Origin of the sequence: Pseudomonas syringae pv. coryli str. NCPPB 4273 (assembly GCF_000972175.1) — a bacterium.
Lineage (GTDB): Bacteria > Pseudomonadota > Gammaproteobacteria > Pseudomonadales > Pseudomonadaceae > Aquipseudomonas > Aquipseudomonas syringae.
The window spans coordinates 14,389-36,898 of the sequence record NZ_AWQP01000064.1 but is presented as its reverse complement, the minus strand read 5'-3'; the positions used below and the strand labels follow the sequence as shown (position 1 = coordinate 36,898).

Genomic DNA, 22,510 nt, shown 5'->3' with positions numbered 1-22,510 from the left:
TTTGCGTTGAAACCTGAATTTCTTCTGCGCCTGCCACGAACATTCAAGTGGCTGGCGGGCGCGATCATGCTGCTGATCGCCCTCCTCTGGCTGGCCGACCGACTCTGGCCGCTGCCACTGCCCAGGGACGATCTGGCTCGCGTCGTCCTGGCCGAGGACGGCACGCCACTGTGGCGCTTTGCCGACGCCAATGGCGTGTGGCGCTACCCGGTCAGCAATGAGCAGGTCTCGCCCTACTACCTCGAAGCCCTGCTGACCTACGAAGACCGCTGGTTCTACAGTCATCCCGGGGTGAATCCGCTGGCGTTGTTACGCGCCACCTGGCAAAACCTCAGCGGTGCCCGTGTAGTCTCGGGCGGCAGCACACTGTCGATGCAAGTGGCGCGGTTGCTCGATCCGCATTCACGCACACTATCCGGCAAGTTTCGCCAGCTGTGGCGCACGCTGCAGCTTGAGTGGCACCTGTCCAAGGATCAGATCCTCAGTCTGTACCTCAATCGCGCCCCGTTCGGCGGCACACTGCAAGGCGTCGCAGCTGCCAGTTGGGCCTATCTGGGCAAGTCGCCGCAAAACCTGACCCGCGCTGAGGCGGCATTGCTGGCGGTGCTGCCACAGGCGCCAAGCCGCCTGCGTCCTGATCGCCACCCGCAGCGCGCGCAACAGGCCCGCGATAAGGTGCTGAGACGTCTGGCCGAGTTTCAGGTATGGCCGCAAGCAAGCGTGAACGAAGCACTGGAAGAGCCATTGTGGCTGGCGCCGCGACAGGAACCGAGCCTGGCGCCGCTGCTGGCCCGACGCCTGAATCGCCCCAACAGCCCGCCACTGATCCGCACCACGCTGGACGCCTCACTGCAACGGCGCATGGAAGACCTGCTGATGGGCTGGCGCGCACGCCTCCCGGAACGAACGTCGACAGCGATTCTGGTGGTCGAGGCGGAAAACATGGCCGTGCGCGCGTACGTCGGCTCGGTGGACATCAATGACGCCAAGCGTTTCGGCCATGTGGACATGGTCACCGCCCTGCGTTCGCCGGGCTCGACGCTCAAGCCGTTCCTGTACGGCATGGCCATGGACGCCGGGCTGATCCACTCCGAATCCCTGATGCAGGATGTACCGCGGCGCTATGGCGATTACCGACCGGGCAACTTTTCGAGCGGTTTCGGCGGGCCGGTGGCGGCCAGTTCGGCGCTGTCGATGTCCCTCAACCTGCCTGCCGTGCAATTGCTGGAGGTCTACGGGCCGAAACGCTTCGCCGCCGAACTGCGCAATGGCGGCGTGCCCCTGACCCTGCCGCCGCTGGCGGAGCCGAGTCTGGCGCTGATTCTTGGCGGCGCAGGCAGTCGGTTAGAGGACTTGGTGACAGGCTACAGCGCCTTCGCGCGCGGCGGGCGCAGTGCCGATGTTCGACTGCAACCGCAGGACCGACTGCGCGAGCGGCGGATGATGTCACCGGGCGCTGCGTGGATCATTCGACGCATTCTCAGTGGCCAGTCACGCCCGGACATCGACCCGCGTGCCGAGCTGGTACAGCGCCCGCAACTGGCCTGGAAAACCGGCACCAGCTATGGCTTCCGCGATGCCTGGGCGATTGGCGTCGGGCCGCGTTTCCTGGTCGGTGTCTGGATCGGCCGGCCGGATGGCACACCGGTGCCAGGGCAGTTCGGGCTGGCTTCGGCGGCGCCGCTGATGCTTCAGGTGCACGATGTGCTGGTCAATCGCGACAGTCAGCGCGGGATCGCCGCACCGGTGCAACCCGTGCCGCAGAACGTCGGTGTGGCAGCCATCTGCTGGCCGCTGGGTCAACCGATGAGCAAAAGCGACCCCAATTGCCGGCGCCAACGTTTCGCCTGGACGCTGGACGGCACCACGCCGCCCACCCTGCAAGCGGCCGACCAACCGCTCGGGCTGGGTTTGCAGGAGCGTGTCTGGGTCAATGCCAAGGGGTTGCGCGTCGCGGCCAATTGCCCGGACGCCCGAGCGCAAGACATCGCGCTGTGGCCTGCGCCTCTGGAGCCCTGGCTGCCCAGGGCAGAGCGGCGTGATGCACGCCTGCCGCCCGCGGCCCCGGATTGCCCACCGCAGAACCTGAACCTGGCGCCCCCGCTGAGCATTGTCGGTGTGCGCGAAGGCGACAACCTGCGCCTGCCTGCCGCCAGTCGTCAGGCTTTACGCCTCACACTCTCGGCACTCGGCGGCAGCGGCCATCGCTGGTGGTTTATCGATGGCAAACCTCTGGCAGACACCGACACCCGGCAAGACTTCACCCCCACCCTGAGTAAACCGGGGCGTTATCAGTTAAGCGTGCTGGACGAGAGCGGCCAGACGGCGCGGGTTGAATTCAGCGTAGTGGAGTGAACGCAGACGGGTGTCGCAGAGCGTTACGAAAGGCATTCCCACTGGAGCGTGAGGAACGACAGGCCTTTGACTCCGTGCCCATACTCCAGCGTGAACATGCTGCGGGGCGCGAGCCTGTCGTCACTGAACCTGAAAAACCTTCGGCTCGGGAAACAGGTTGTTGAGGGTTTCCAGCAGACGGACGTGATAGATCGGCTTGCGAAACAGGTCGAGCACGTGCAAACGCAGCAGGTCGCTGACGTCATCCATGTCGGCGTGGCCGGAGGTGACGATAACGGGCAAATGCTGGCGTGAGGTGTGATCGCGCAGGTGACGGATCAGCTGGATGCCGCTTTCCTCCGGCATCCGCAGGTCAGTGATCACCAGCGCGATATCCGGGTGGAGGGTCAACTGGTGCAAGGCCATCTTGACGGAAGACGCCGTGAAACAGCAGAACCCCTCACCTTCGAGCAGTTCTGCCAATTCCTCGTTCGCGTCCTCTTCGTCATCAACCAGAAGCAGTTGTTGGCGGATGGGGTGGACAGCCATGTGGTTCTCTCAACAGGGTGAACTCATGTCGCAATCATAGACTACCCCGCAGCAGGTGTGGAGGCCCCTGTCGTAGTACCCGTCAAGGCAGTCTGAATCTTTGTGAAAATCGCCCCCACACTTGTGCTTATCGTTGGAACAAAGGCAATCAACGCAACAGCAACCATCGCTGCCACCAAAGCGTATTCAATACCCGAAGCCGCTTCACGATCTCTCAAAAAACAACTGATCCGGGTATAGGCGCCTACGTAAATCTTGGTCAGGAACATCTCATTTCTCCTTGCGCCTCCGAGACGCGAACATGCATGACACATGCGAAACTGTGTGCCCCTCCAGCATTGTCTGCAATCCATAAACCCACAATCGCAACAAAGTATTAACCGGAAAGTTATAGTCCCTACACTCCCCAAAAAAACAAAGGACTCAAACGGCGTCTCGTCAGTAAAAAACCCTTATATACCAAAGCACAATGGCGCTTTTGAATGAATGAGCTAATGTCATTAAAAGCCGTTATGCCGTTCAACGTTGCTGTGTTTAAAGTTGATGCACCGGTTCGAGAATATCCTGCGATGACAAAGGGAAACTTGCCATGAGCAGTCGTGTCACCATGGTGCTCGCTGTACTGTTTTTGCTGGGTGCGTTAATCGCTGGATATCTGGGAATTGTTGTCGGCAGACCAACTGAGGTGCCTGTTGAACCCCCACCATCGGCGCCACCTGTAACCACCGAACAAACCACCCCGCCTGCGCCGACTCCTCCCGTCGAGGACGCTCTGCGTCACAACGTCGTGGTGTTGGCCAGGGATATCCCTGCCTATACCGCAATCACGGCCGATGACCTGACCATCGAGCGCCTCAAGGTCGCCCCACCCGGGAGCTTTGAAGCCATCGACAAGATCGTCGGGCGCAGCAGCTGGCGCACGCTGACCGCCGGAAGCTGGCTTACGGAGAGCAACTTCGAAGCAGGCGGCACCCTGGCGCGAATGATCCGGCCACACGAGCGGGCCCTGGCATTACAGGTCGATGAAGTGACGGGCGCCTCCGGGCAACTCAGCCCCGGCGACTACGTGGATGTGCTGCTTTACCTGCCTGAAGACGTGAGCAATCCGAATCGGTCGAGCCAGGTCGTGGTGCCTGCCCTGCGCATTCTCGGCGTTGGCGGGCTGCTCGGTCCGGACCGCAACGGCAAGCCGGTGCAGAACATCAACGCTGACGAACGCCTCAAACAGGAGCAGCAGCGAATCAACGCGCGAACCGTCACGGTCGCGGTGCCCCAGGCCCTGGTGGCGCGCCTGATGCTGGCGTCGCAAACCGGTGTCCTGCGTCTGGCCGTGCGCAGCGCCGACGAGGGCAACCTGCAGGATTACTGGGCCAACGAAGCCAGCGGCCCTGACGCTGCCGAGCGACTCGATTCAGCCAACCGCCAACTGGTCAGCTTCAGACAACTGAGCCTGGGGCCAGCCAGCGCGCCAACAGTAGGCGCAATCCCGCGTACGTCTCGCGCTGTCGAGGTCATACGCGGTAACCAGATCACGCAACAAACTCCCTGATTGAGCAAGGATTGCATTTGATGAGCTGTTGTTCCGTGCCAGTTATAAAAACCCGTTTGCTGGCGTTAGCCATCGCGACATTATGCGCGCCAGGCGCGTGGGCCGCTTCGGGCAGTTGTGCCGGCCTTGCCGAGATGCCGGCGGCCGTGGAAATCGACCAGGGCATTCAACAGGAGGTCCGCTCTGCGGTGCCCATCACCCGCATCGCCGTGGGTGATCCGAAAATCGCCGATGTGCATGTCAACGGCACCGACGGTTTTCTGTTGACCGGCGTCGCACAGGGGACGACCAGCCTGATGGTCTGGACGGCCTGCGCAAGTGCGCCGCGCCAGAGCATGGTCTTCGTGCGTGGCCGGGCGACGACCGCCATGGTCGAGAGTGTCACCGCGCCGTCTGCCGATGCGCAGTTACCCAGCCAGGTGCAGACTGACATCCGCTTTATCGAAGTCAGCCGCACCAAGCTCAAGGAGGCCAGCACCTCGATCTTCGGCAAAGGATCGAGCAACTTTCTGTTCGGCGCGCCCGGCACGGTGCCGGGCGTCAACGTCACACCTGGCGCTGTGGGCGGCATAACGCCGAGCATTCCGCTGAACAACAGCAATTTCAATATCGTCTGGGGCGGTGGCAGCAGCAAGGTGCTGGGCATGATCAATGCCATGGAAAACAGCGGCTACGCCTACACCCTGGCACGCCCCAGCCTGGTCGCCCTCAACGGGCAAAGTGCGAGTTTTCTGGCCGGCGGCGAATTCCCGGTGCCGGTGCCCAACGGTGAGGGCAACGGTATCTCCATCGAGTACAAGGAGTTCGGCGTGCGCCTGACCCTGACCCCGACTGTCGTCGGCCGCGACCGGATTCTGCTGAAGGTCGCACCGGAAGTCAGCGAGCTGGACTTCTCGGCCGGTATCACCATCGCCGGGACCACTGTGCCAGCGCTGAACATCCGCCGTACCGACACCAGCATTGCGCTTGCCGACGGCGAGAGCTTCGTGGTCAGCGGCCTGATCAGTTCCAGCAACAGCGGTTCGGTGGACAAGTTTCCCGGCCTCGGCGACATCCCGATTCTCGGTGCCTTTTTCCGCAGCTCGCAAATCCAGCGCGACGAGCGCGAACTGCTGATGATCGTCACTCCGCATCTGGTCCAGCCACTGGCCGCCAACGCCCGGCTGCCGTCGCTGCCGGGTGAGGGACTGCGCACCTATGACCCGAGCTTCCCGCGCCTGTATTTTCTGGAAAACGGCGATTTCGACCGCCGCGACGGGTTATCCAAATGAGCCAGAGCCTGAGCCAGACCTTCCTGGCAATCACCCGTAACAACACCGACCTGGAGTGGCTGCAAAGTGCCTTGGGTTCGCTGGGCCAGGTGGTCAGTGCCGGTACGGGCAGCCTCGACGACCTGCTCGCGCTGGTGGACGTGACGTTCGCCAGCGTGGTGTTCGTCGGCCTGGACCGTGAGCATTTGATGACCCAGAGCGCCCTGATCGAAAGTGCGCTGGAAGCCAAACCGATGCTGGCCATCGTTGCGCTCGGCGATGGCATGGATAACCAGTTGGTGCTCAATGCCATGCGCGCCGGGGCCAGGGACTTCGTTGCCTATGGCTCTCGCTCCAGTGAGGTCGCCGGCCTGGTCAGACGCCTGAGCAAGCGCCTGCCCGCTGTGACGCCCAACCCGAACATGAGCGGCCTGTCGGTGCTGTATGGCGTACAAAGCGATGACGACGGGGCCTTGATCGCGACGCACCTGGCGATGGTCGTGCACAAGAGCGGGCAGCGCACGCTACTGCTGGACCTTGGCCTGCCACGCGGCGACAGCCTGTTGATGCTCGGTCTGGAATCGACCTTCAGCTTCGGTGACGCCCTGCGCCACTTGCGCAGGCTCGATGCAACGCTGATCGACAGTGCTTTCACCACCAGCGAAAGCGGCCTGCGCATTCTGGCTTACAGCGAAGCCGACGATCATCTGGAACAGTCCAGTGCCGCCGAGCTTTATATGCTGCTCAGCGCGCTGCGCCAGCATTTTCAGCATGTGGTCGTGAACCTGGTGGGGCAGCCGGACAGCGAAGCCTTGCGCTCGCTGGTCAGCCATTGCGATCAGTTGCTGTGGTACACCGACCAGAGCGTGCTGGGCTGTCGACGCAACCTGACGGTGCTCAACAACTGGCGCGAAAAGGGCATGAAAATGCAGCATGCCGGCCTGTTGGTCGATCGTTATCAGCGCTCGGTCGCGCCCAATTCCGAAACCGTGAGCAAAACCTTCGGCCTGCCGGTGCTGGCGGTGCTGCCGCTTGCGCCGGAGTTGCGCCTGAACGCCAAGAATCAGGGCGTGACGCTGTTCGAACTGGCGTCACGCGACGCGCTGTGCTCCGGGCTGCGGCGGCTTGGCGAGCATCTGGCACGGCATACCGAGGCTCGCGAGAAAGCCGATCAGGGCTGGCTCGCTCGACTGTGGGGGAACCGGTAATGGCGGAGAAACTGTTTGGCGTCTCATCGCGCACGCAAGGCAAGCCTGACGACGGGCAAGGCCTGAAACTGGTGCTGCACCGTTACATCATCGACGGCATGGAAGAAAGCGGCAAAAGCCTGCTCGAAGGCTCACGACCGGCCCTGGCGCAATTCGTCATCGACAAGGTGGCCGAATACGTCGCACGCCTGCGGCTGGCCATCTCGCGTTACGAAATGGAGCGCCTGGCTGAAGAACTGGTCGACGAACTGACCGGTTTCGGCCCGCTGGAAGTGCTGCTGCGCGACACCTCGGTGACGGAAATTCTGGTCAACGGGCCAGGCAAGGTCTTTGTCGAGCGCGACGGCGTGCTGCACCACACCGACCTGCGCTTTATCGATTCGCACCACGTCGAGCGCGTGATGCAACGCATCCTGGCACCACTCGGGCGGCGACTGGACGAATCCTCACCGATGGTTGACGCACGCCTGCCCGATGGCAGCCGGGTCAACGCGATCATTCCGCCCATTGCGCTGGACGGCCCTTGCCTGTCGATCCGGAAATTCCGCAAGGACATGCTCAAGAGCGCCGACCTGGTGGCCATGCAGACCATCGATCAGTCGATTTTCGAGTTCTTCCAGGAGGCCGTCGGCAAACGCTGCAACATTCTGGTCAGCGGCGGCACCGGCACGGGCAAGACCACCATGCTCAACGTGCTGAGCCAGTTGATCGACAGCAATCAGCGTCTGGTGACCATCGAGGACGTTGCCGAGCTACAGCTCAGTCACCCGCATGTGGTGCGCCTGGAAACCCGCCCGCCCAACGCCGAAGGGCATGGCGAGGTGCGCGCCAGCGACCTGATCCGCAACTCGCTGCGGATGCGCCCGGACCGCATCATCCTCGGTGAGATTCGCGGCGTCGAAGTGCTGGACGTATTGACGGCGATGAACACCGGCCACGACGGCTCGATGAGTACCGTGCACGCCAACAATGCACAGGATGCCCTGCTGCGTCTGGAAACGCTGGTGGGCCTGACCGGGCGGCTGATCCCGGAAAAGACCCTGCGCCAGATGGTCTGCGCGGCGCTGGATGTGATTATCCAGCTGACGCGCCTGCCTGACGGGCGCCGTTGTGTCAGTGAAGTGGTGGAAGTGGTCGGCATACGCGATGACATCTACGTCACCAATACCCTGTTCCGTGTTGATCGCCGCACCGGGGTCGGCTTCATGCGCGAAGCGGCCCACGCCGCTGGCGACAAGCTGCGGCCTGGCTACTGACATGCTCAAGGAGTCGGCATGAGTGCGTCTCTGGTACTGGGCCTGATCTCCTTGCTGCTGTTTATTGCGTCCATTCGCATGTTCTACCTGGCGCTCAATCAGGGAGCCAGTGAACGGGTCCGGCAGCGGCTGATGGCCGGGCAAGTGCAGCCCGTGGCTGAAAAGACCGGCTGGAGCTACCTGGATCGGGCCTTTTTGCGCGCCGGGCTGGGACAGCCGACCAAACGCATGGGCCTGGCCTTGTCGCTGTATGCGCTGCTGATACTGATCGGCTACGCAACGGCCGGCGTCGTCGGTGCGCTCAGCGTGCTGCTGGCGGTGCCTTTGACACTGCGTGTGTTCGTGTCGTGGCGCTATGAGGTGCGCGTGCGCCGCATGATCCAGCAACTGCCGCAATTGCTCGACCATACCGTGCGCAGCCTCAAGTCCGGCAGAACCCTGGCCGACGCGGTGCTGCACGGCATCGACGCCACCGACCAGCCGCTCAAGGACGGCATGAGCCGGATCGAGCGCAACGTACAACTGGGGGTCAGCCTGCCGGATGCGGCAAGGGACTTTGCCGAACTGTATGAGCGCGACGAATTTCACCTGTTCGCCATCGGCTTGCGGGTCAACCACCGCTACGGCGGCAATGCCAGCGAGCTGATGGAAAACCTGATCAAGCTGATTCGTGATCGGGAACAGGCCGGTCGCCAATTGCGCGCAATGACCGGCGAAACCCGAATGACTGCCGTAGTGCTGGCCCTGCTGCCGATCAGCATGGCCGGTTACTTTCTGGCGGTTAACCCCAGCTACCTGCTGCATATGTGGGACGACGAAAGCGGCAAGATCATGCTGAGCGTGGCCTTCGCCCTGCAGGTCACGGGGTGCGTGGTGTTGTGGCGCATGTTGAGGAGCATTTGAGATGGAACTGTTATTCGCCGCCATGATGCTTGCCGCTGCCGCATTTCTGCTGCTGTCAGGCATAGCCCGTCAACGTAGCAATGAACGCCTGGTGGCCAGACGCTTGAGGGGCCAGGTGATCCGCGAGAGCCGCATCGGCAGCTTGTTGCGGTTGCTCGGTGACACCCGCATAGGTCAACGCAGCATCAGCCTGGATTCGGAAACCCAGATACTGCTCAACCGCATCGGCTGGCGGCGCGCCAGCAAACGCTCGTTGTTCGCGGCCTGCCAGGTCGGCGTCCCGGTCGGCCTGATGGTCATTGTCATCCTCGGCCAACTGCTGTTTTTCAAAGGCATCCAGCAACCGCTCATCGCGCCGATCTTTGCCCTGGGCGCCGGCTATCTGCTGCCCAAGCGGATTCTGGCAGCCGTGGCTCGGCGCCGTCAGAAACAAGTGGTGGTGGAAATCTCTACCTTTATCCCGTTGCTGCGCATCCTGTTCGAGTCCGGCATGGCGGTCGAGCAGGCGCTTCGGGTGCTCAGCAACGAAGGCAAAGACCTGCTGCCGGTGCTGTCCGAGGAAATTCGCGTGGTGCTGATGCGCGTTGATTCCGGCCTGGAACTGGGCGAAGAACTGAGAAAAACCGCCGCCCTGCTGGACGTCGACGAGTTGAGCGACACCTGTGTGATCCTCAATCAACTGATTCATCAGGGCGGCGGCGCATTGAAGTCTCTGCTCACGCTCAAGCAACTGATCGATGACCGACGCCTGACCCGTCTGCAGGAATACATTTCCAAACTCTCGGCAAAGATGTCGGTGGTCATGATGGTGTTTCTGTTCCCTGCCCTGCTGATTGTGCTGGCCGGGCCAGGATTTATGGCAATCAGCCGCGCACTGGGCAGTTGACCCGGTGTTACCGTGCACGAAAGGACGCATTGCAATGAAACCAGTGATCATACTATTCGGGCTGCTGTTGCTGGGCGGATGCGCCAGTGATGGTCGCCCCCTCTGGACGCAGACCACGGCTCAGCCGGGCCAGTGCCCCAAGCTGACCTCGGATCAGGAGTTCTCCCTGAATCTGGCTCAGAACATGGCCGATGAAGGCCGCCTGCATGCCAGCCTTGCCAACCTGGAAAGCCTGCCCGACAGCCTGGGCGAGGTTCGCCTGCGCAAGGCCCGGGTGTTGCGGCTTTTGGGCAGCAACGAGGCCGAGCCTCTGTACCGCAGCCTGCTGGGCACCTGCCGGGCAGCCGAGGGTGAGCATGGCCTCGGGCAACTGGCCGCAGCGCGTGGTGACAATGCGCTGGCACAGCAACACCTGCTGATGGCCAGCAAGCTGCAACCGACCGATGAAAAGATCCGTAACGACCTGGGCGTCGTCTACCTCAACCAGCTGAAACTGGAACAGGCACGCTTTCAGTTCCTGACGGCCATGGAGCTCAAACAATCGGACTCGCTGGCGGCGGTGAACCTGGCCACGCTGCTGATCTATCAGAACAACTGGACACAAGCCGCCGAACTGGCGTCGCGGGCCGGGCTGACGCCTGAACAGGTGACCGATGCCCAGGCGCGTGCCGAGCAATTGCGAAAGCCCCCTGCCGCTCCTCGAGCATCTGCACGGCCCATTGCGAGCCTGACAGGACAAAATGATCGTCAGTCCCAGGAGGTACGACCATGAAGCGCATCCTATTCACCGGGTGTGTACTGCTGTTGAGCGCAGGTGATGCCTGGGCGGACAACAACGAAACTGCGACCTCTGAAACCCGGCAGACCGAGACCTGGCTGCAGCTTCAAGCCAGCGGCAAGGCTGCTTCGTCGACGCCGCAGGTCAATACCGCGGCAGAACGCGACCTCAGCCTGCAACGCTGGCTGGACACGTATAAGTACAAGATCCCGGATTTTTACGATCAGGAGGCTGGTGGCAGCTTTTCCTCGGGCAAGAAATAATTCCGGCACGGTCGTGGGCCTGCTGACACCCACTCTTACAACCTGCCCTCGGCACGCCGCCGGGCACTCCGTTATCATGCGCGGACTTTCGATATTCGAGACTGCCATGCGCCGTTTGTTATGCCTGCTGTTATTGATCCTGGCCCTGCCCGCCTCCGGCGCCGGCCTGCTGGATAGCCGACCTTCATCCACCCTGGGCGGCGGCTCGCTGGATAACAGCAAGGACTTCCTGCCTGTGCGTCAGGCCTTTCAGTTGAGCCTGATCGAAACGACGCCGGAGTCGATCAAGCTGAGGCTGGTCGCCACCGATGGCTACTACCTGTATCGCCACCGCTTCCAGTTCCGCACCGAGCCTGCCGACATCGGCCTTGGCGAAGCGCAACTGCCCAAGGGCGAGCAGAAACACGACGAGTACTTTGGCGATGTCGAGGTCTACCACGGCATTCTCGATATCGACCTGCCACGCAAACCCGGCGAACAGCGCCCCTTCACCCTCGCCGTCACGTACCAGGGCTGCGCCGACAAGGGCTTGTGCTATCCACCTGAAACCGAGCGCCTGAGCATTGGAGATGTGGCCGCCAGCCCGGCCAATCAGGCCTCTGCCACCCCACCCGTCGCCACGGCAGCCTGGAGCTGGAAAGAACTGGCGCTGTTTTTTCTCGCCGGTGTAGGCCTGACCTTTACCCCCTGTGTACTGCCGATGCTGCCGATTCTGTCCGGCGTGGTACTGCGCGGTCAGGTGGGCGGGTTGCGCGGCCTGAGCCTGTCTCTCGCTTACGTACTGCCAATGGCGGCGTGCTTTGCCCTGCTGGGCGCGCTGATGGGCGTGTTCGGTGCAGGCCTTAACCTGCAGGCGCGCTTGCAATCGGCCTGGGTTCTGGTGCCGTTCTCGGCATTCTTCGTGATCTTCGCCATTGCCATGTTCGGCGCTTTCGAACTGCGCCTGCCTCAGTCCATCAGCTCTCGTCTGGACCGTATCGCCGGCAAGACCCAGGGCGGTTCCTTATGGGGTGCAGCGGTGCTGGGCGTGGTCTCCAGCCTGTTGGTGTCACCTTGCGTATCGGCGCCGTTGGCCGGTGCGCTGTTGTATATCAGCGCCAGCGGCGATGCGCTCGGCGGTGCTTTGAAACTGTTTGCGCTGGGCTTGGGCATGGGCGCGCCGCTGTTGCTGATCGCAACCGGTGGTGCCACCTGGCTGCCGAAAAGCGGCCCTTGGCTGGTGACGGTCAAAAACGCCATCGGCGTGCTGCTGCTGGGGCTGGCAATCGGCCTGCTGAGCCGTGTGCTGCCAGGGCAGGTCACGTTGTTGCTGGTGGGCCTGCTGTCGGCCGGTGTCGCACTGTTTCTCGGCGCGCTGGAATTCAACGTCAAAACCACACGCCAGAAACTCGCCCAGTTGCTGGGGCTGGCGCTGCTGGTCTACGCGCTGGCGTGCTGGTACGGCGCGCTGTCCGGGCAAACCGACCCCATGCGCCCACTGGGCCGCGAGTACGCTACGGCGAATAGCGGGGCGGCAGCTCCGGCCGCTTCACAGTGGCAAACGATCACCACCTCCACCGAACTGGACCGTGTGATGCAGGAAGCCCGAAGCGAGGGCAAACCGCTGGTGCTCGACTGGTATGCCGACTGGTGCATCAGCTGCAAGGTGATCGAACACGAAGTCCTGCCTGACCCGGGCGTGGTCGCTCGCTTGTCGGGTTACAAACAGGTGCGTTTCGACATGACCGACAGCAACGCAGAGCAACGCGCCCTGCTTGACCGGTACAAGCTGTTTGGCCCGCCAGCGCTGCTTTTCTTCGATAAAAACGGCGAAGAACTGCAAACTGTCCGGGTCGTCGGCGAAATCGACGCAGCAGGCCTGATAGAGCGTCTGAACAGCGCCAATGACCAAAACTGATACCTGAGTCATAAACTTTGCGCGAATATCGCTCATTGTGCTGGCTACTGTTGTTAACTGGACAGTCCATTGCCCTTCCGGCATAGTCGCCGGGCGTAAACCGCTCGCAGACAATAAAAGGAACACGCAATGGCGACCATCCTGGTCCTTCACGGACCCAACCTGAACTTGCTGGGCACTCGGGAACCCGGGGTCTACGGCACTATCACCCTGCCTCAGATCAATCAGGACCTGGAGCAGCGCGCTCGCGATGCCGGCCACCATCTGATGTATCTGCAAAGCAACGCCGAGTACGAACTGATCGATCGCATTCACGCCGCTCGCGGTGAGGGTGTGGATTTTATTTTGATCAATCCGGCTGCTTTTACGCACACCAGCGTTGCAATACGTGACGCGCTGATGGGAGTGAGCATCCCATTCATCGAAGTGCATTTATCGAACGTGCACAAACGCGAACCTTTCCGCCATCACTCCTACTTTTCAGATGTCGCTGTAGGAGTGATCTGCGGCCTTGGCGCCAGCGGTTACCGACTGGCCCTGGAAGCCGCCCTGGAACAACTGGCCGCCAGTGCCAAGCCATGATGAGTCCAGCCTGAAGCTGACCATATGGCTTGAGCCGGCCGACACATTGCCCTTACAGAACCTTGGGAGTTGATTAATGGATATTCGCAAAGTCAAGAAACTGATCGAATTGCTGGAAGAGTCCGGCATCGACGAGCTGGAAATCCGTGAAGGCGAAGAATCCGTACGGATCAGCCGCCACAGCAAGACTCCGGCACAGCCTTACTACGCACCGGCTCCGGTTGCCGCACCTGCAGCCGCTCCGGCTCCGGCAGCAGCACCGGTTGCGGCCGCTGCAGAAGCGCCATCGGCTCCGAAACTGAACGGCTTTGTGGTCAAGTCGCCAATGGTCGGTACGTTCTACCGTACCCCGGCGCCTACTTCGCCTGCATTCGTCGAAGTCGGCCAGACCGTCAAGAAAGGCGACACCATCTGCATCGTCGAAGCGATGAAAATGATGAACCACATCCAGGCAGAAGCCAGCGGTGTGATCGAATCCATCCTGGTAGAAAACGGTCAGCCGGTTGAGTTTGACCAGCCGCTGTTCACAATCGTTTGACCCGGGGAGAGCCTGCGATGTTGGAAAAAGTTCTGATCGCCAACCGCGGCGAAATTGCCTTGCGCATCTTGCGTGCCTGTAAAGAACTGGGCATCAAGACCGTCGCTGTACACTCCACCGCAGATCGCGAGCTGATGCACCTGGGCCTGGCAGACGAAACCGTCTGCATCGGTCCGGCACCGGCCAATCTGTCCTACCTGAACATTCCGGCGATCATTTCGGCTGCCGAAGTGACAGGCGCCACGGCGATCCACCCGGGTTACGGGTTTCTCGCCGAGAACGCCGACTTCGCCGAACAGGTCGAAAAATCGGGCTTTGCCTTCATCGGTCCAAAAGCAGACACCATTCGCCTGATGGGCGACAAGGTTTCCGCCAAGGACGCCATGAAGCTGGCCAACGTGCCGACCGTCCCCGGTTCCGACGGCCCGCTGCCGGAAGACGAAGCCGTAGCTCTGCGCATTGGTCGTGAAGTCGGTTACCCGGTGATCATCAAGGCCGCCGGTGGCGGTGGTGGTCGCGGCATGCGTGTGGTCCATCGCGAAGAAGACCTGATCGAAGCCGCGTCCCAGACCCGTGCCGAAGCAGCCGCCTGGTTCAGCAACCCGATGGTCTACCTGGAAAAATACCTGACCAACCCACGTCACGTGGAAGTCCAGGTGATTTCCGACGGTCAGGGCCAGGCCATCCACCTGGGCGATCGCGACTGCTCGCTGCAGCGCCGTCACCAGAAGGTTCTGGAAGAAGCGCCGGCACCGTTCATCGATGAAAAGGCGCGCGAGGATGTTCTGGCTGCCTGCGTCAAGGCGTGTATCGATATCGGCTATCGCGGTGCGGGTACTTTCGAGTTCCTGTACGAGAACGGTCGTTTCTACTTCATCGAAATGAACACCCGTGTTCAGGTGGAGCACCCGGTTTCGGAAATGGTCACCGGCATCGACATCGTCAAGGAGATGCTCAGCATCGCCGCCGGCAACAAACTGTCGTACACCCAGGATGACGTGGTCATCAAGGGTCATGCGCTGGAATGCCGGATCAACGCCGAAGACCCGAAGACCTTCGTGCCAAGCCCTGGTCTGGTCAAGCACTTCCACGCACCGGGCGGCAACGGTGTACGGGTCGATTCGCACCTGTACAGTGGCTACAAGGTACCGTCCAACTATGACTCGCTGATCGGTAAAGTGATCACCTGGGGCGCGACCCGCGAAGAAGCCATGGCACGCATGCGCAATGCCCTGGACGAAATCGTGGTCGACGGGATCAAGACCAATATCCCGCTGCACCGCGACCTGACCCGCGATGAAGGCTTCTGCGAAGGCGGAGTCAACATCCACTACCTGGAGCACAAACTGGCCAATCAATAAGCCAGTCTGCTTCACAACGACAAAGCCGCAGTGATGCGGCTTTGTTGTTTGCAGCGCATAGCAGTAAACTTGCCCGCTTCCTGCGGCCGCACTGGCCTTACAAGCCGCACTTATTTCCAAATCGAAGGTAATCCGCCATGCCTTGGCTGCAAGTCCGTCTCGCCATCAGCCCAGAACAAGCCGAAACCTACGAAGACGCCCTTCTTGAAGTCGGCGCCGTGTCCGTGACCTTCATGGACGCTGAAGACCAGCCGATTTTCGAGCCCGAACTCAATACCACGCCGCTGTGGGCACACACCCACCTGCTGGCGCTGTTCGAAGCCGACACCAATGCCGAGATGGCCCTGGCGCACCTGAGCCTGCTGACCGGCGAAGAGCTGCCCGAACACAGCGCCGAAGTCATCGAAGATCAGGACTGGGAACGCAGCTGGATGGATAACTTCCAGCCGATGTGTTTCGGCAAGCGTCTGTGGATCGTGCCGAGCTGGCACGCCGCACCGCAACCGGACGCCGTGAACCTGTTGCTCGATCCGGGCCTGGCCTTCGGCACCGGGACGCACCCGACCACCGCGCTGTGCCTCGAGTGGCTGGACGGCCAGGACCTCGAAGGCTGCAACGTGCTGGATTTCGGCTGCGGCTCGGGCATTCTGGCCATTGCCGCACTGCTGCTGGGTGCCGAACAGGCCGTTGGCACCGATATCGACGTGCAGGCCCTGGAAGCCTCTCGTGACAATGCCGGACGCAACAATATCGCCGCCGAACGCTTCCCGCTGTACCTGCCCGAGGATCTGCCACACCAGCAGGCCGATGTGCTGGTCGCCAACATTCTGGCTGGCCCGCTGGTTTCCCTGGCGCCGCAACTGGCTACCCTGATCAGAGCCGGCGGACGCCTGGCACTCTCAGGCATCCTTGCCGAACAGGGTGAGGAAGTCGCGGCAGCCTATGCTGACAGTTTTGATCTGGACCCGATCGCAAACCGAGATGGCTGGGTACGCATCACGGGTCGCCGCCGTTAACCGCCGCTTCAACCGGACAGCCGCATGACCGACAGTTTCGTCACTCAGTGCCCGCACTGCCAGACCAGTTTCAGAGTCAGTCACGCTCAACTGAGCGTGGCCCGTGGCGTGGTGCGGTGCGGCGCCTGCCTGCAGGTGTTCAACGCAGCGCGGCAGTTGCTCGAGCAACGCGCCAGCGATGACGCCGAAAAAGAGGCCGTGCCCGCATCGCCGGTGGTCGCAGCCCTGCCCGAACCGGAGCCCCTGCCGACGCCAGTGCCCGAGCCCGAGCTGAAGCCACAGCCAGAGCCGGAAAAGGCGCCCGAAGAGGACGATCCCTGGCAGGTCAGTGAACTGGATCTGGACAATCTCAATCTGGACGAAGAACTGGCCCGCCTCGAACAACGCGAGACGCGCAGGCCCGACACCTTTGCCCGTCCCGTCAGCGACATCGACAACGACGCTGTGAGCCTGACGGCGAAGCGTGACAGCCGGCAGAGCGATGAGGCTGCCTGGGTCGATACGCTGCATAACGACGATGTCGAGCAACTGCCCGAGTTGCATGCAGAAGTTATCCCGGATGCAGACACTGCAGAAGCTCAGGATCTGCCGGAGGACGACAAACGCACAGAGCCGTCGCTGTCACTGGACAAGGATCTGGACGATGACGAGCCGCCGATGCCAGTCATCATCCAGCGCAAGGCCCCGCCTGCCGAGAAGGTCGAGCGCTGGTCGGCGGTGGATGACGATGATGAGGACGACGACCATGAGCCGGAGCCTGAAACCCGGGGCAAGCGCAGCCGTAACGAACCGGCAGTGCGCGACCAGACACTCCTTGACCTGACCGACGACCCTCTGCAATTGGACTGGCAACGGCCCAAACCACGCTGGGGCAGGCGTCTGGCCTGGGGTCTGCTGATCGTGCTGGCGCTGGCGGGTCTGGCAGGACAGTACGTGTGGTATCACTTCGATCAGCTGGCACGCCAGGACCAGTATCGCCCGCTGTTTCAGCAGATTTGCCCGCAGGTTGGCTGCAAGGTGCCGAGCAAGGTCGACATTTCCCAGCTCAAGAGCAGCAACCTGGTCGTGCGCAGTCACCCGGAGTTTCAGGGGGCTTTGGTGGTCGATGCGATCATCTACAACCGCGCCTCGTTTTCCCAACCGTTTCCCCTGTTGGAGCTACGTTTTTCCGATACCGGCGGTCAGTTGATTGCCAGTCGTCGGTTCAAGCCCAGTGAATACCTGAGCGGCGAAATGGCCGGCAAGGAAGAGATGCCGCCGCAGACGCCGATCCATATCGCGCTGGATATCCTTGATCCAGGCGCCAAGGCGGTGAACTACAGCCTGAACTTCCGCTCGCCGGAATGACACGCCCGACGCTGAAGCGTCGGTCAAGACTGCTTCTTTACACGTTAATTTCATCAAAGAACGCTACACGATCGCAGAAATTTCGCTGCAAAATACCCTCTTGTCGAGGTGGTCGAGCCCCGGCAAGAACTGTTCAGATTTTATCCAATTCAGCCTTTATCCAGTCATCGAGAGCGGGTATCATGCCAACCCTTTTTCAAACTCTCGGTTCGATCTGACGGTGGCGCATGCGGCTGGCGGGATGAGCCGTTGCAGACCGGGTGAAACAGTTTTTTACACGGCCTGCGGATGATTTGGCCTCCACAACAGGTAAGGCTATGTCGGCAGTACGCATCGGCCCATATACAGTGCAAAACGGCTTGATTCTCGCCCCGATGGCGGGCGTCACCGACCAGCCTTTCCGTCAGCTGTGCCGAAGACTCGGTGCCGGCCTGGTGGTTTCGGAGATGGTCACCAGTGACATGAGCCTGTGGAACAGCCGCAAATCGCGTCTGCGCATGATCCATGAGGGTGATCCCGAGCCGCGCTCGGTACAGATCGCCGGTGGTGATCCGCAGATGCTGGCAGACGCAGCACGTGCCAATGTCGAACTGGGCGCCCAGATCATCGACATCAACATGGGTTGCCCGGCCAAGAAAGTCTGTAACAAGGCAGCAGGCTCGGCGCTGTTGAAGGATGAGCAACTGGTCAACGACATCCTGCAGGCCGTCGTGGCTGCAGTCGATGTACCGGTCACGCTGAAGATCCGCACCGGATGGGATCGCGACAACCGAAATGGCCTGACAGTGGCGAAAATCGCCGAGCAGGCGGGCATCACGGCACTGGCGGTACACGGGCGAACCCGTGCCGACCTGTACACCGGCGAGGCCGAGTACGACACCATCGCCCAGATCAAACAGGCCGTGTCGATACCGGTCTTTGCCAATGGCGACATCGATTCACCGGAAAAGGCCCGGCACGTGCTGAAGGCCACCGGTGCAGACGGATTACTGATTGGCAGGGCCGCACAGGGGCGTCCCTGGATTTTTCGCGAGATAGAACACTTCCTGCGCACCGGAGAGACACTCCCGGCGCCGCAGTCGAGTGAAGTGGAACGCATTCTGCTTGAGCATCTGGCAGCGCTCCACGTTTTCTATGGAGACGTGATGGGCGTGCGCATTGCACGCAAACACGTCAGTTGGTATCTCGCAACCCTGCCGGGCGCCAGAGAGTTTCGCGCCCACTTCAATCGTTTGGAAGATACGGAAGCACAGTGCGCCAACGTCCGGGAGTTCTTCAGCCAAGGCTGCAAGGGCCCGGATAACGAGAATGATAAAGAGGTGGCCGCATGACGATGATGACCGAGACTTTAGTGAGTGGAACAACACCCGTGAGCGACAACGTCAATTTGAAACAGCACCTCAACACGCCGAGCGAAGAGGGTCAGACCCTGCGCGGAAGTGTCGAGAAGGCGCTGCACAATTATTTCGCCCACCTCGAAGGCGCATCCGTCACTGACGTCTACAACCTGGTGTTGTCGGAAGTCGAGGCTCCGCTTCTGGAAAGCGTGATGAACTACGTCAAGGGCAACCAGACGAAGGCCTCCGAGCTGCTGGGATTGAATCGCGGCACGCTGCGCAAGAAACTCAAACAGTACGATCTGCTTTAAAGCATTCAAAACAGAAAAGGCGACCTTGCACCGCGGTCGCTTTTTTTTGCTGACTTCTTTTGCTTCTGATGGAAATCGAGATGACCGACCAGACTACCCGCCTGCCGATCCGCCGCGCTCTGATCAGCGTATCCGACAAGACAGGAATCCTTGAGTTTGCCCGCGAGCTTGAAGCGCTGGGCGTCGAGATTCTTTCCACTGGCGGTACGTTCAAGCTGCTCAAGGACAACGGTGTCGCGGCAGTCGAAGTGGCTGACTACACCGGCTTCGCCGAAATGATGGACGGCCGGGTCAAGACCCTACACCCCATGATCCATGGCGGGATTCTGGGTCGTCGCGGCATAGACGACGCCATCATGACCGAGCACGGCATCAAGCCGATCGATCTGGTCGCGGTCAATCTGTACCCGTTTGAGGCCACTGTTTCCAAGCCGGGTTGTGACCTGCCGACCGCCATCGAAAACATCGACATCGGCGGCCCGACCATGGTCCGCTCCGCGGCGAAGAACCACAAGGACGTCGCCATCGTGGTCAATGCAGGCGATTACCGCCAGGTCCTGGAAAGCCTCAAGGCCGGTGGCCTGACCTACGCTCAGCGCTTCGACCTGATGCTCAAGGCGTTCGAACACACCGCCGCCTACGACGGCATGATCGCCAACTACCTGGGCGGCGTCGACCAGACCGCCGAAACCCTGAGTACCGAAGGCCGCAGCCAGTTCCCGCGCACCTTCAACACCCAGTTCGTCAAGGCTCAGGAAATGCGCTACGGCGAGAACCCGCACCAGAGTGCGGCGTTCTACGTCGAAGCCAAACCTGCCGAGGTCGGCATTGCCACGGCCACCCAGTTGCAGGGCAAAGAGCTGTCGTTCAACAACGTAGCCGATACCGATGCCGCCCTGGAATGCGTCAAGAGCTTCGTCAAACCGGCCTGCGTGATCGTCAAGCACGCCAACCCGTGCGGTGTCGCGGTCTGCCCGGATGATGAAGGCGGCATTCGTCAGGCTTACGAACTGGCCTACGCCACCGACTCAGAGTCGGCATTTGGCGGCATCATCGCCTTCAACCGCGAGCTGGACGCTGCAACCGCCAAGGCCATCGTCGAGCGCCAGTTCGTCGAAGTGATCATCGCACCGAGCGTCAGCGCCGAAGCCCGCGCCATCGTCGCCAGCAAAGCCAACGTGCGCCTGCTGACCAGCGGCCAGTGGAGCGAGCGCCTGCCTGCCTGGGACTACAAACGCGTCAATGGCGGCCTGCTGGTACAGAGCCGTGACATCGGCATGATCACCGAGGCCGACCTCAAGGTCGTCACCCAGCGTGCGCCGACCGAACAGGAAATGCATGACCTGATCTTCGCCTGGAAAGTCGCCAAGTACGTCAAGTCCAACGCCATCGTCTACGCCCGCAACCGCCAGACCGTCGGCGTCGGCGCTGGCCAGATGAGCCGCGTGAACTCCGCGCGTATCGCTGCCATCAAGGCTGAGCATGCCGGCCTGCAGGTTCAGGGCGCAGTCATGGCCTCCGATGCCTTCTTCCCGTTCCGTGACGGCATCGACAACGCGGCCAAGGTCGGCATCACCGCTGTCATCCAGCCAGGCGGCTCGATGCGTGACAATGAAGTGATCGCTGCGGCCGACGAAGCCGGCATCGCGATGGTGTTTACCGGCATGCGTCACTTCCGGCACTAATCAGAAAAACGGCCGCACTGGCGCAGGTGTCTGCGGCGTCAGTGCGGCCTCGTACTGCGGGCTGGGCCGCCTCAGGCACACCGCGTACTCCAGAATCAGCGTCATCGAGGTTTTTGAAATGAATGTTTTGATCATTGGCAGCGGCGGTCGTGAACACGCCCTGGCATGGAAAGTCGCCCAGGACCCACGCGTGCAGAAGGTGTTTGTCGCACCGGGCAATGCGGGCACGGCGATCGAGGCCAAATGCGAAAACGTGGCCATCGACGTTCTGGCACTGGAGCAACTGGCGGATTTCGCTGAAAAGAACGTTGCGCTGACCATCGTCGGCCCCGAAGTACCGTTGGTTGCAGGCGTCGTCGACCTGTTCCGCAGCCGTGGCCTGGACTGCTTCGGTCCGACCGCCGGTGCTGCGCAGCTTGAAGGTTCCAAGGCGTTTACCAAGGACTTCCTGGCGCGCCACAAGATCCCGACCGCCGACTACCAGAACTTCACCGAGATCGAGCCTGCCCTGGCCTATCTGCGTGAAAAAGGCGCGCCGATTGTCATCAAGGCCGACGGCCTGGCCGCGGGCAAGGGCGTGATCGTCGCCATGACCCTGGCAGAAGCCGAAGATGCCGTACGTGACATGCTGGCTGGCAACGCCTTTGGCGACGCCGGTTCGCGCGTTGTCATCGAAGAGTTTCTCGACGGCGAAGAGGCCAGCTTCATTGTCATGGTCGACGGCAAGAATGTATTGCCCATGGCCACCAGCCAGGACCACAAGCGCGTCGGCGACGGCGACAGCGGGCCGAACACCGGCGGCATGGGTGCCTACTCCCCTGCCCCGGTGGTCACCGCCGAAGTTCATCAACGTGTCATGGACCTGGTGATCTGGCCGACCGTCAGGGGCATGGCCGATGAAGGCAACGTTTACACCGGCTTCCTCTATGCTGGTCTGATGATCGATAAAGCGGGCAACCCGAAAGTCATCGAGTTCAATTGCCGCTTCGGCGACCCGGAAACCCAGCCGGTCATGCTGCGCCTGCAATCGAGCCTGGTACTGCTGGTCGAAGCTGCGCTGGCGCAAGCGCTGGACAAGATCGAAGCACAGTGGGACCCGCGCCCGAGCCTGGGTATCGTGCTGGCCGCCGGAGGCTATCCTGGCGACTACGCCAAAGGCGCAGTCATTGAGGGTCTGGACGCAGCGGCACAGCTCGAAGGCAAGATTTTCCATGCAGGCACGGCCTTGCAGGATGAGCGTGTCGTGACCAGTGGTGGTCGTGTACTGTGTGCCACAGCGCTGGGTGACAGCGTCGGCAACGCGCAGGAAAATGCCTACGCGCTGGCCGCAAAAGTCGACTGGCAAGGGTGTTTCTACCGCAAGGACATTGGCTACCGTGCCATTGCCCGTGAGCGTGGCGAAGACCAGGAATAATCGATCGGACCAGCCTCTTCAACCAGAGGCTGGCCGGTTGCTCCGG

The 22,510-nt window shown here is 61.5% G+C and carries 21 protein-coding genes; 19 read left to right on the top strand and 2 right to left on the bottom strand.

Going from position 1 to position 22,510, the window contains the following annotated elements; genetic code table 11:
• The first annotated feature begins 6 nt into the window (after positions 1–6).
• A complete protein-coding gene (pbpC, locus tag P406_RS22655) occupies positions 7–2,355 on the top strand; it encodes a peptidoglycan glycosyltransferase PbpC (RefSeq protein WP_046237424.1) in 2,349 nt (782 codons plus the stop codon).
• 120 nt (positions 2,356–2,475) lie between these two features.
• On the opposite strand, the gene P406_RS22650 is transcribed toward pbpC, so the two are convergent.
• Both P406_RS22650 and P406_RS22645 read right to left on the bottom strand, forming a co-directional pair.
• Entirely contained in the window at positions 2,476–2,883 is a 408-nt protein-coding gene (locus P406_RS22650; RefSeq protein WP_003340978.1) for a response regulator, read from the bottom strand.
• Positions 2,884–2,924: 41 nt separating this feature from the next.
• Positions 2,925–3,152: a Flp family type IVb pilin gene (locus P406_RS22645; protein ID WP_032699783.1), complete on the bottom strand. Its 228-nt coding sequence runs from the start codon at positions 3,150–3,152 to the stop codon at positions 2,925–2,927.
• A 320-nt stretch (positions 3,153–3,472) separates the two neighbouring features.
• Between P406_RS22645 and cpaB the strand changes: the two genes are divergently transcribed.
• The 18 genes from cpaB to purD all read left to right on the top strand — a co-directional run bounded on the left by cpaB (position 3,473) and on the right by purD (position 22,464).
• A complete protein-coding gene (gene cpaB / locus P406_RS22640) occupies positions 3,473–4,432 on the top strand; it encodes a Flp pilus assembly protein CpaB (protein ID WP_046237423.1) in 960 nt (319 codons plus the stop codon).
• Positions 4,433–4,452: 20 nt separating this feature from the next.
• A complete protein-coding gene (locus tag P406_RS22635; RefSeq protein ID WP_046237422.1) occupies positions 4,453–5,703 on the top strand; it encodes a type II and III secretion system protein family protein in 1,251 nt (416 codons plus the stop codon).
• The gene (locus P406_RS22630; RefSeq protein ID WP_003399727.1) at positions 5,700–6,890 is read left to right on the top strand and encodes a CpaE/TadZ family protein; all 1,191 of its coding nucleotides are present in this window, start codon (positions 5,700–5,702) and stop codon (positions 6,888–6,890) included. Before P406_RS22635 ends, P406_RS22630 begins: the two co-directional genes overlap by 4 nt.
• Positions 6,890–8,146, top strand: coding sequence for a TadA family conjugal transfer-associated ATPase (locus P406_RS22625; protein ID WP_003313926.1), 1,257 nt, complete (start codon positions 6,890–6,892; stop codon positions 8,144–8,146). The genes P406_RS22630 and P406_RS22625 overlap by 1 nt, the downstream gene beginning before the upstream one ends.
• 18 nt (positions 8,147–8,164) lie before the next feature.
• Positions 8,165–9,049: a type II secretion system F family protein gene (locus P406_RS22620; RefSeq protein ID WP_003419403.1), complete on the top strand. Its 885-nt coding sequence runs from the start codon at positions 8,165–8,167 to the stop codon at positions 9,047–9,049.
• A 1-nt stretch (position 9,050) separates the two neighbouring features.
• Positions 9,051–9,935, top strand: coding sequence for a type II secretion system F family protein (locus P406_RS22615; protein ID WP_003419404.1), 885 nt, complete (start codon positions 9,051–9,053; stop codon positions 9,933–9,935).
• Between the two features lie 34 nt (positions 9,936–9,969).
• Entirely contained in the window at positions 9,970–10,707 is a 738-nt protein-coding gene (locus tag P406_RS22610) for a tetratricopeptide repeat protein (RefSeq protein ID WP_024693339.1), read from the top strand.
• On the top strand, positions 10,704–10,976 hold the full coding sequence (locus tag P406_RS22605; protein ID WP_046237421.1) for a DUF3613 domain-containing protein: 273 nt from the start codon (positions 10,704–10,706) through the stop codon (positions 10,974–10,976). The genes P406_RS22610 and P406_RS22605 overlap by 4 nt, the downstream gene beginning before the upstream one ends.
• 106 nt (positions 10,977–11,082) lie before the next feature.
• Positions 11,083–12,873 (top strand): protein-disulfide reductase DsbD, encoded by a 1,791-nt coding sequence (locus tag P406_RS22600; RefSeq protein WP_280136212.1) that lies wholly within the window; start codon positions 11,083–11,085, stop codon positions 12,871–12,873.
• A 129-nt stretch (positions 12,874–13,002) separates the two neighbouring features.
• Complete coding sequence (aroQ, locus tag P406_RS22595; RefSeq protein ID WP_002555369.1) at positions 13,003–13,455, top strand: type II 3-dehydroquinate dehydratase; 453 nt, start codon at positions 13,003–13,005, stop codon at positions 13,453–13,455.
• A 76-nt stretch (positions 13,456–13,531) separates the two neighbouring features.
• The gene (accB, locus tag P406_RS22590; RefSeq protein WP_003368836.1) at positions 13,532–13,993 is read left to right on the top strand and encodes an acetyl-CoA carboxylase biotin carboxyl carrier protein; all 462 of its coding nucleotides are present in this window, start codon (positions 13,532–13,534) and stop codon (positions 13,991–13,993) included.
• Between the two features lie 17 nt (positions 13,994–14,010).
• Positions 14,011–15,354 carry an acetyl-CoA carboxylase biotin carboxylase subunit gene (accC, locus tag P406_RS22585; protein ID WP_046237419.1) on the top strand — a complete coding sequence of 448 codons (1,344 nt, stop codon included), beginning with the start codon at positions 14,011–14,013 and terminating at the stop codon, positions 15,352–15,354.
• Between the two features lie 137 nt (positions 15,355–15,491).
• The gene (prmA, locus tag P406_RS22580; protein WP_003313937.1) at positions 15,492–16,370 is read left to right on the top strand and encodes a 50S ribosomal protein L11 methyltransferase; all 879 of its coding nucleotides are present in this window, start codon (positions 15,492–15,494) and stop codon (positions 16,368–16,370) included.
• Positions 16,371–16,394: 24 nt separating this feature from the next.
• On the top strand, positions 16,395–17,717 hold the full coding sequence (locus P406_RS22575; RefSeq protein ID WP_046237418.1) for a DUF3426 domain-containing protein: 1,323 nt from the start codon (positions 16,395–16,397) through the stop codon (positions 17,715–17,717).
• A 317-nt stretch (positions 17,718–18,034) separates the two neighbouring features.
• Positions 18,035–19,048 (top strand): tRNA dihydrouridine synthase DusB, encoded by a 1,014-nt coding sequence (dusB, locus tag P406_RS22570; protein ID WP_003419414.1) that lies wholly within the window; start codon positions 18,035–18,037, stop codon positions 19,046–19,048.
• Positions 19,045–19,365 (top strand): DNA-binding transcriptional regulator Fis, encoded by a 321-nt coding sequence (gene fis / locus P406_RS22565; protein WP_002555375.1) that lies wholly within the window; start codon positions 19,045–19,047, stop codon positions 19,363–19,365. The genes dusB and fis overlap by 4 nt, the downstream gene beginning before the upstream one ends.
• A gap of 80 nt (positions 19,366–19,445) precedes the next feature.
• On the top strand, positions 19,446–21,050 hold the full coding sequence (gene purH, locus P406_RS22560) for a bifunctional phosphoribosylaminoimidazolecarboxamide formyltransferase/IMP cyclohydrolase (RefSeq protein WP_046237417.1): 1,605 nt from the start codon (positions 19,446–19,448) through the stop codon (positions 21,048–21,050).
• A 118-nt stretch (positions 21,051–21,168) separates the two neighbouring features.
• Positions 21,169–22,464 carry a phosphoribosylamine--glycine ligase gene (gene purD / locus P406_RS22555; RefSeq protein WP_003431732.1) on the top strand — a complete coding sequence of 432 codons (1,296 nt, stop codon included), beginning with the start codon at positions 21,169–21,171 and terminating at the stop codon, positions 22,462–22,464.
• Positions 22,465–22,510: the final 46 nt, after the last annotated feature.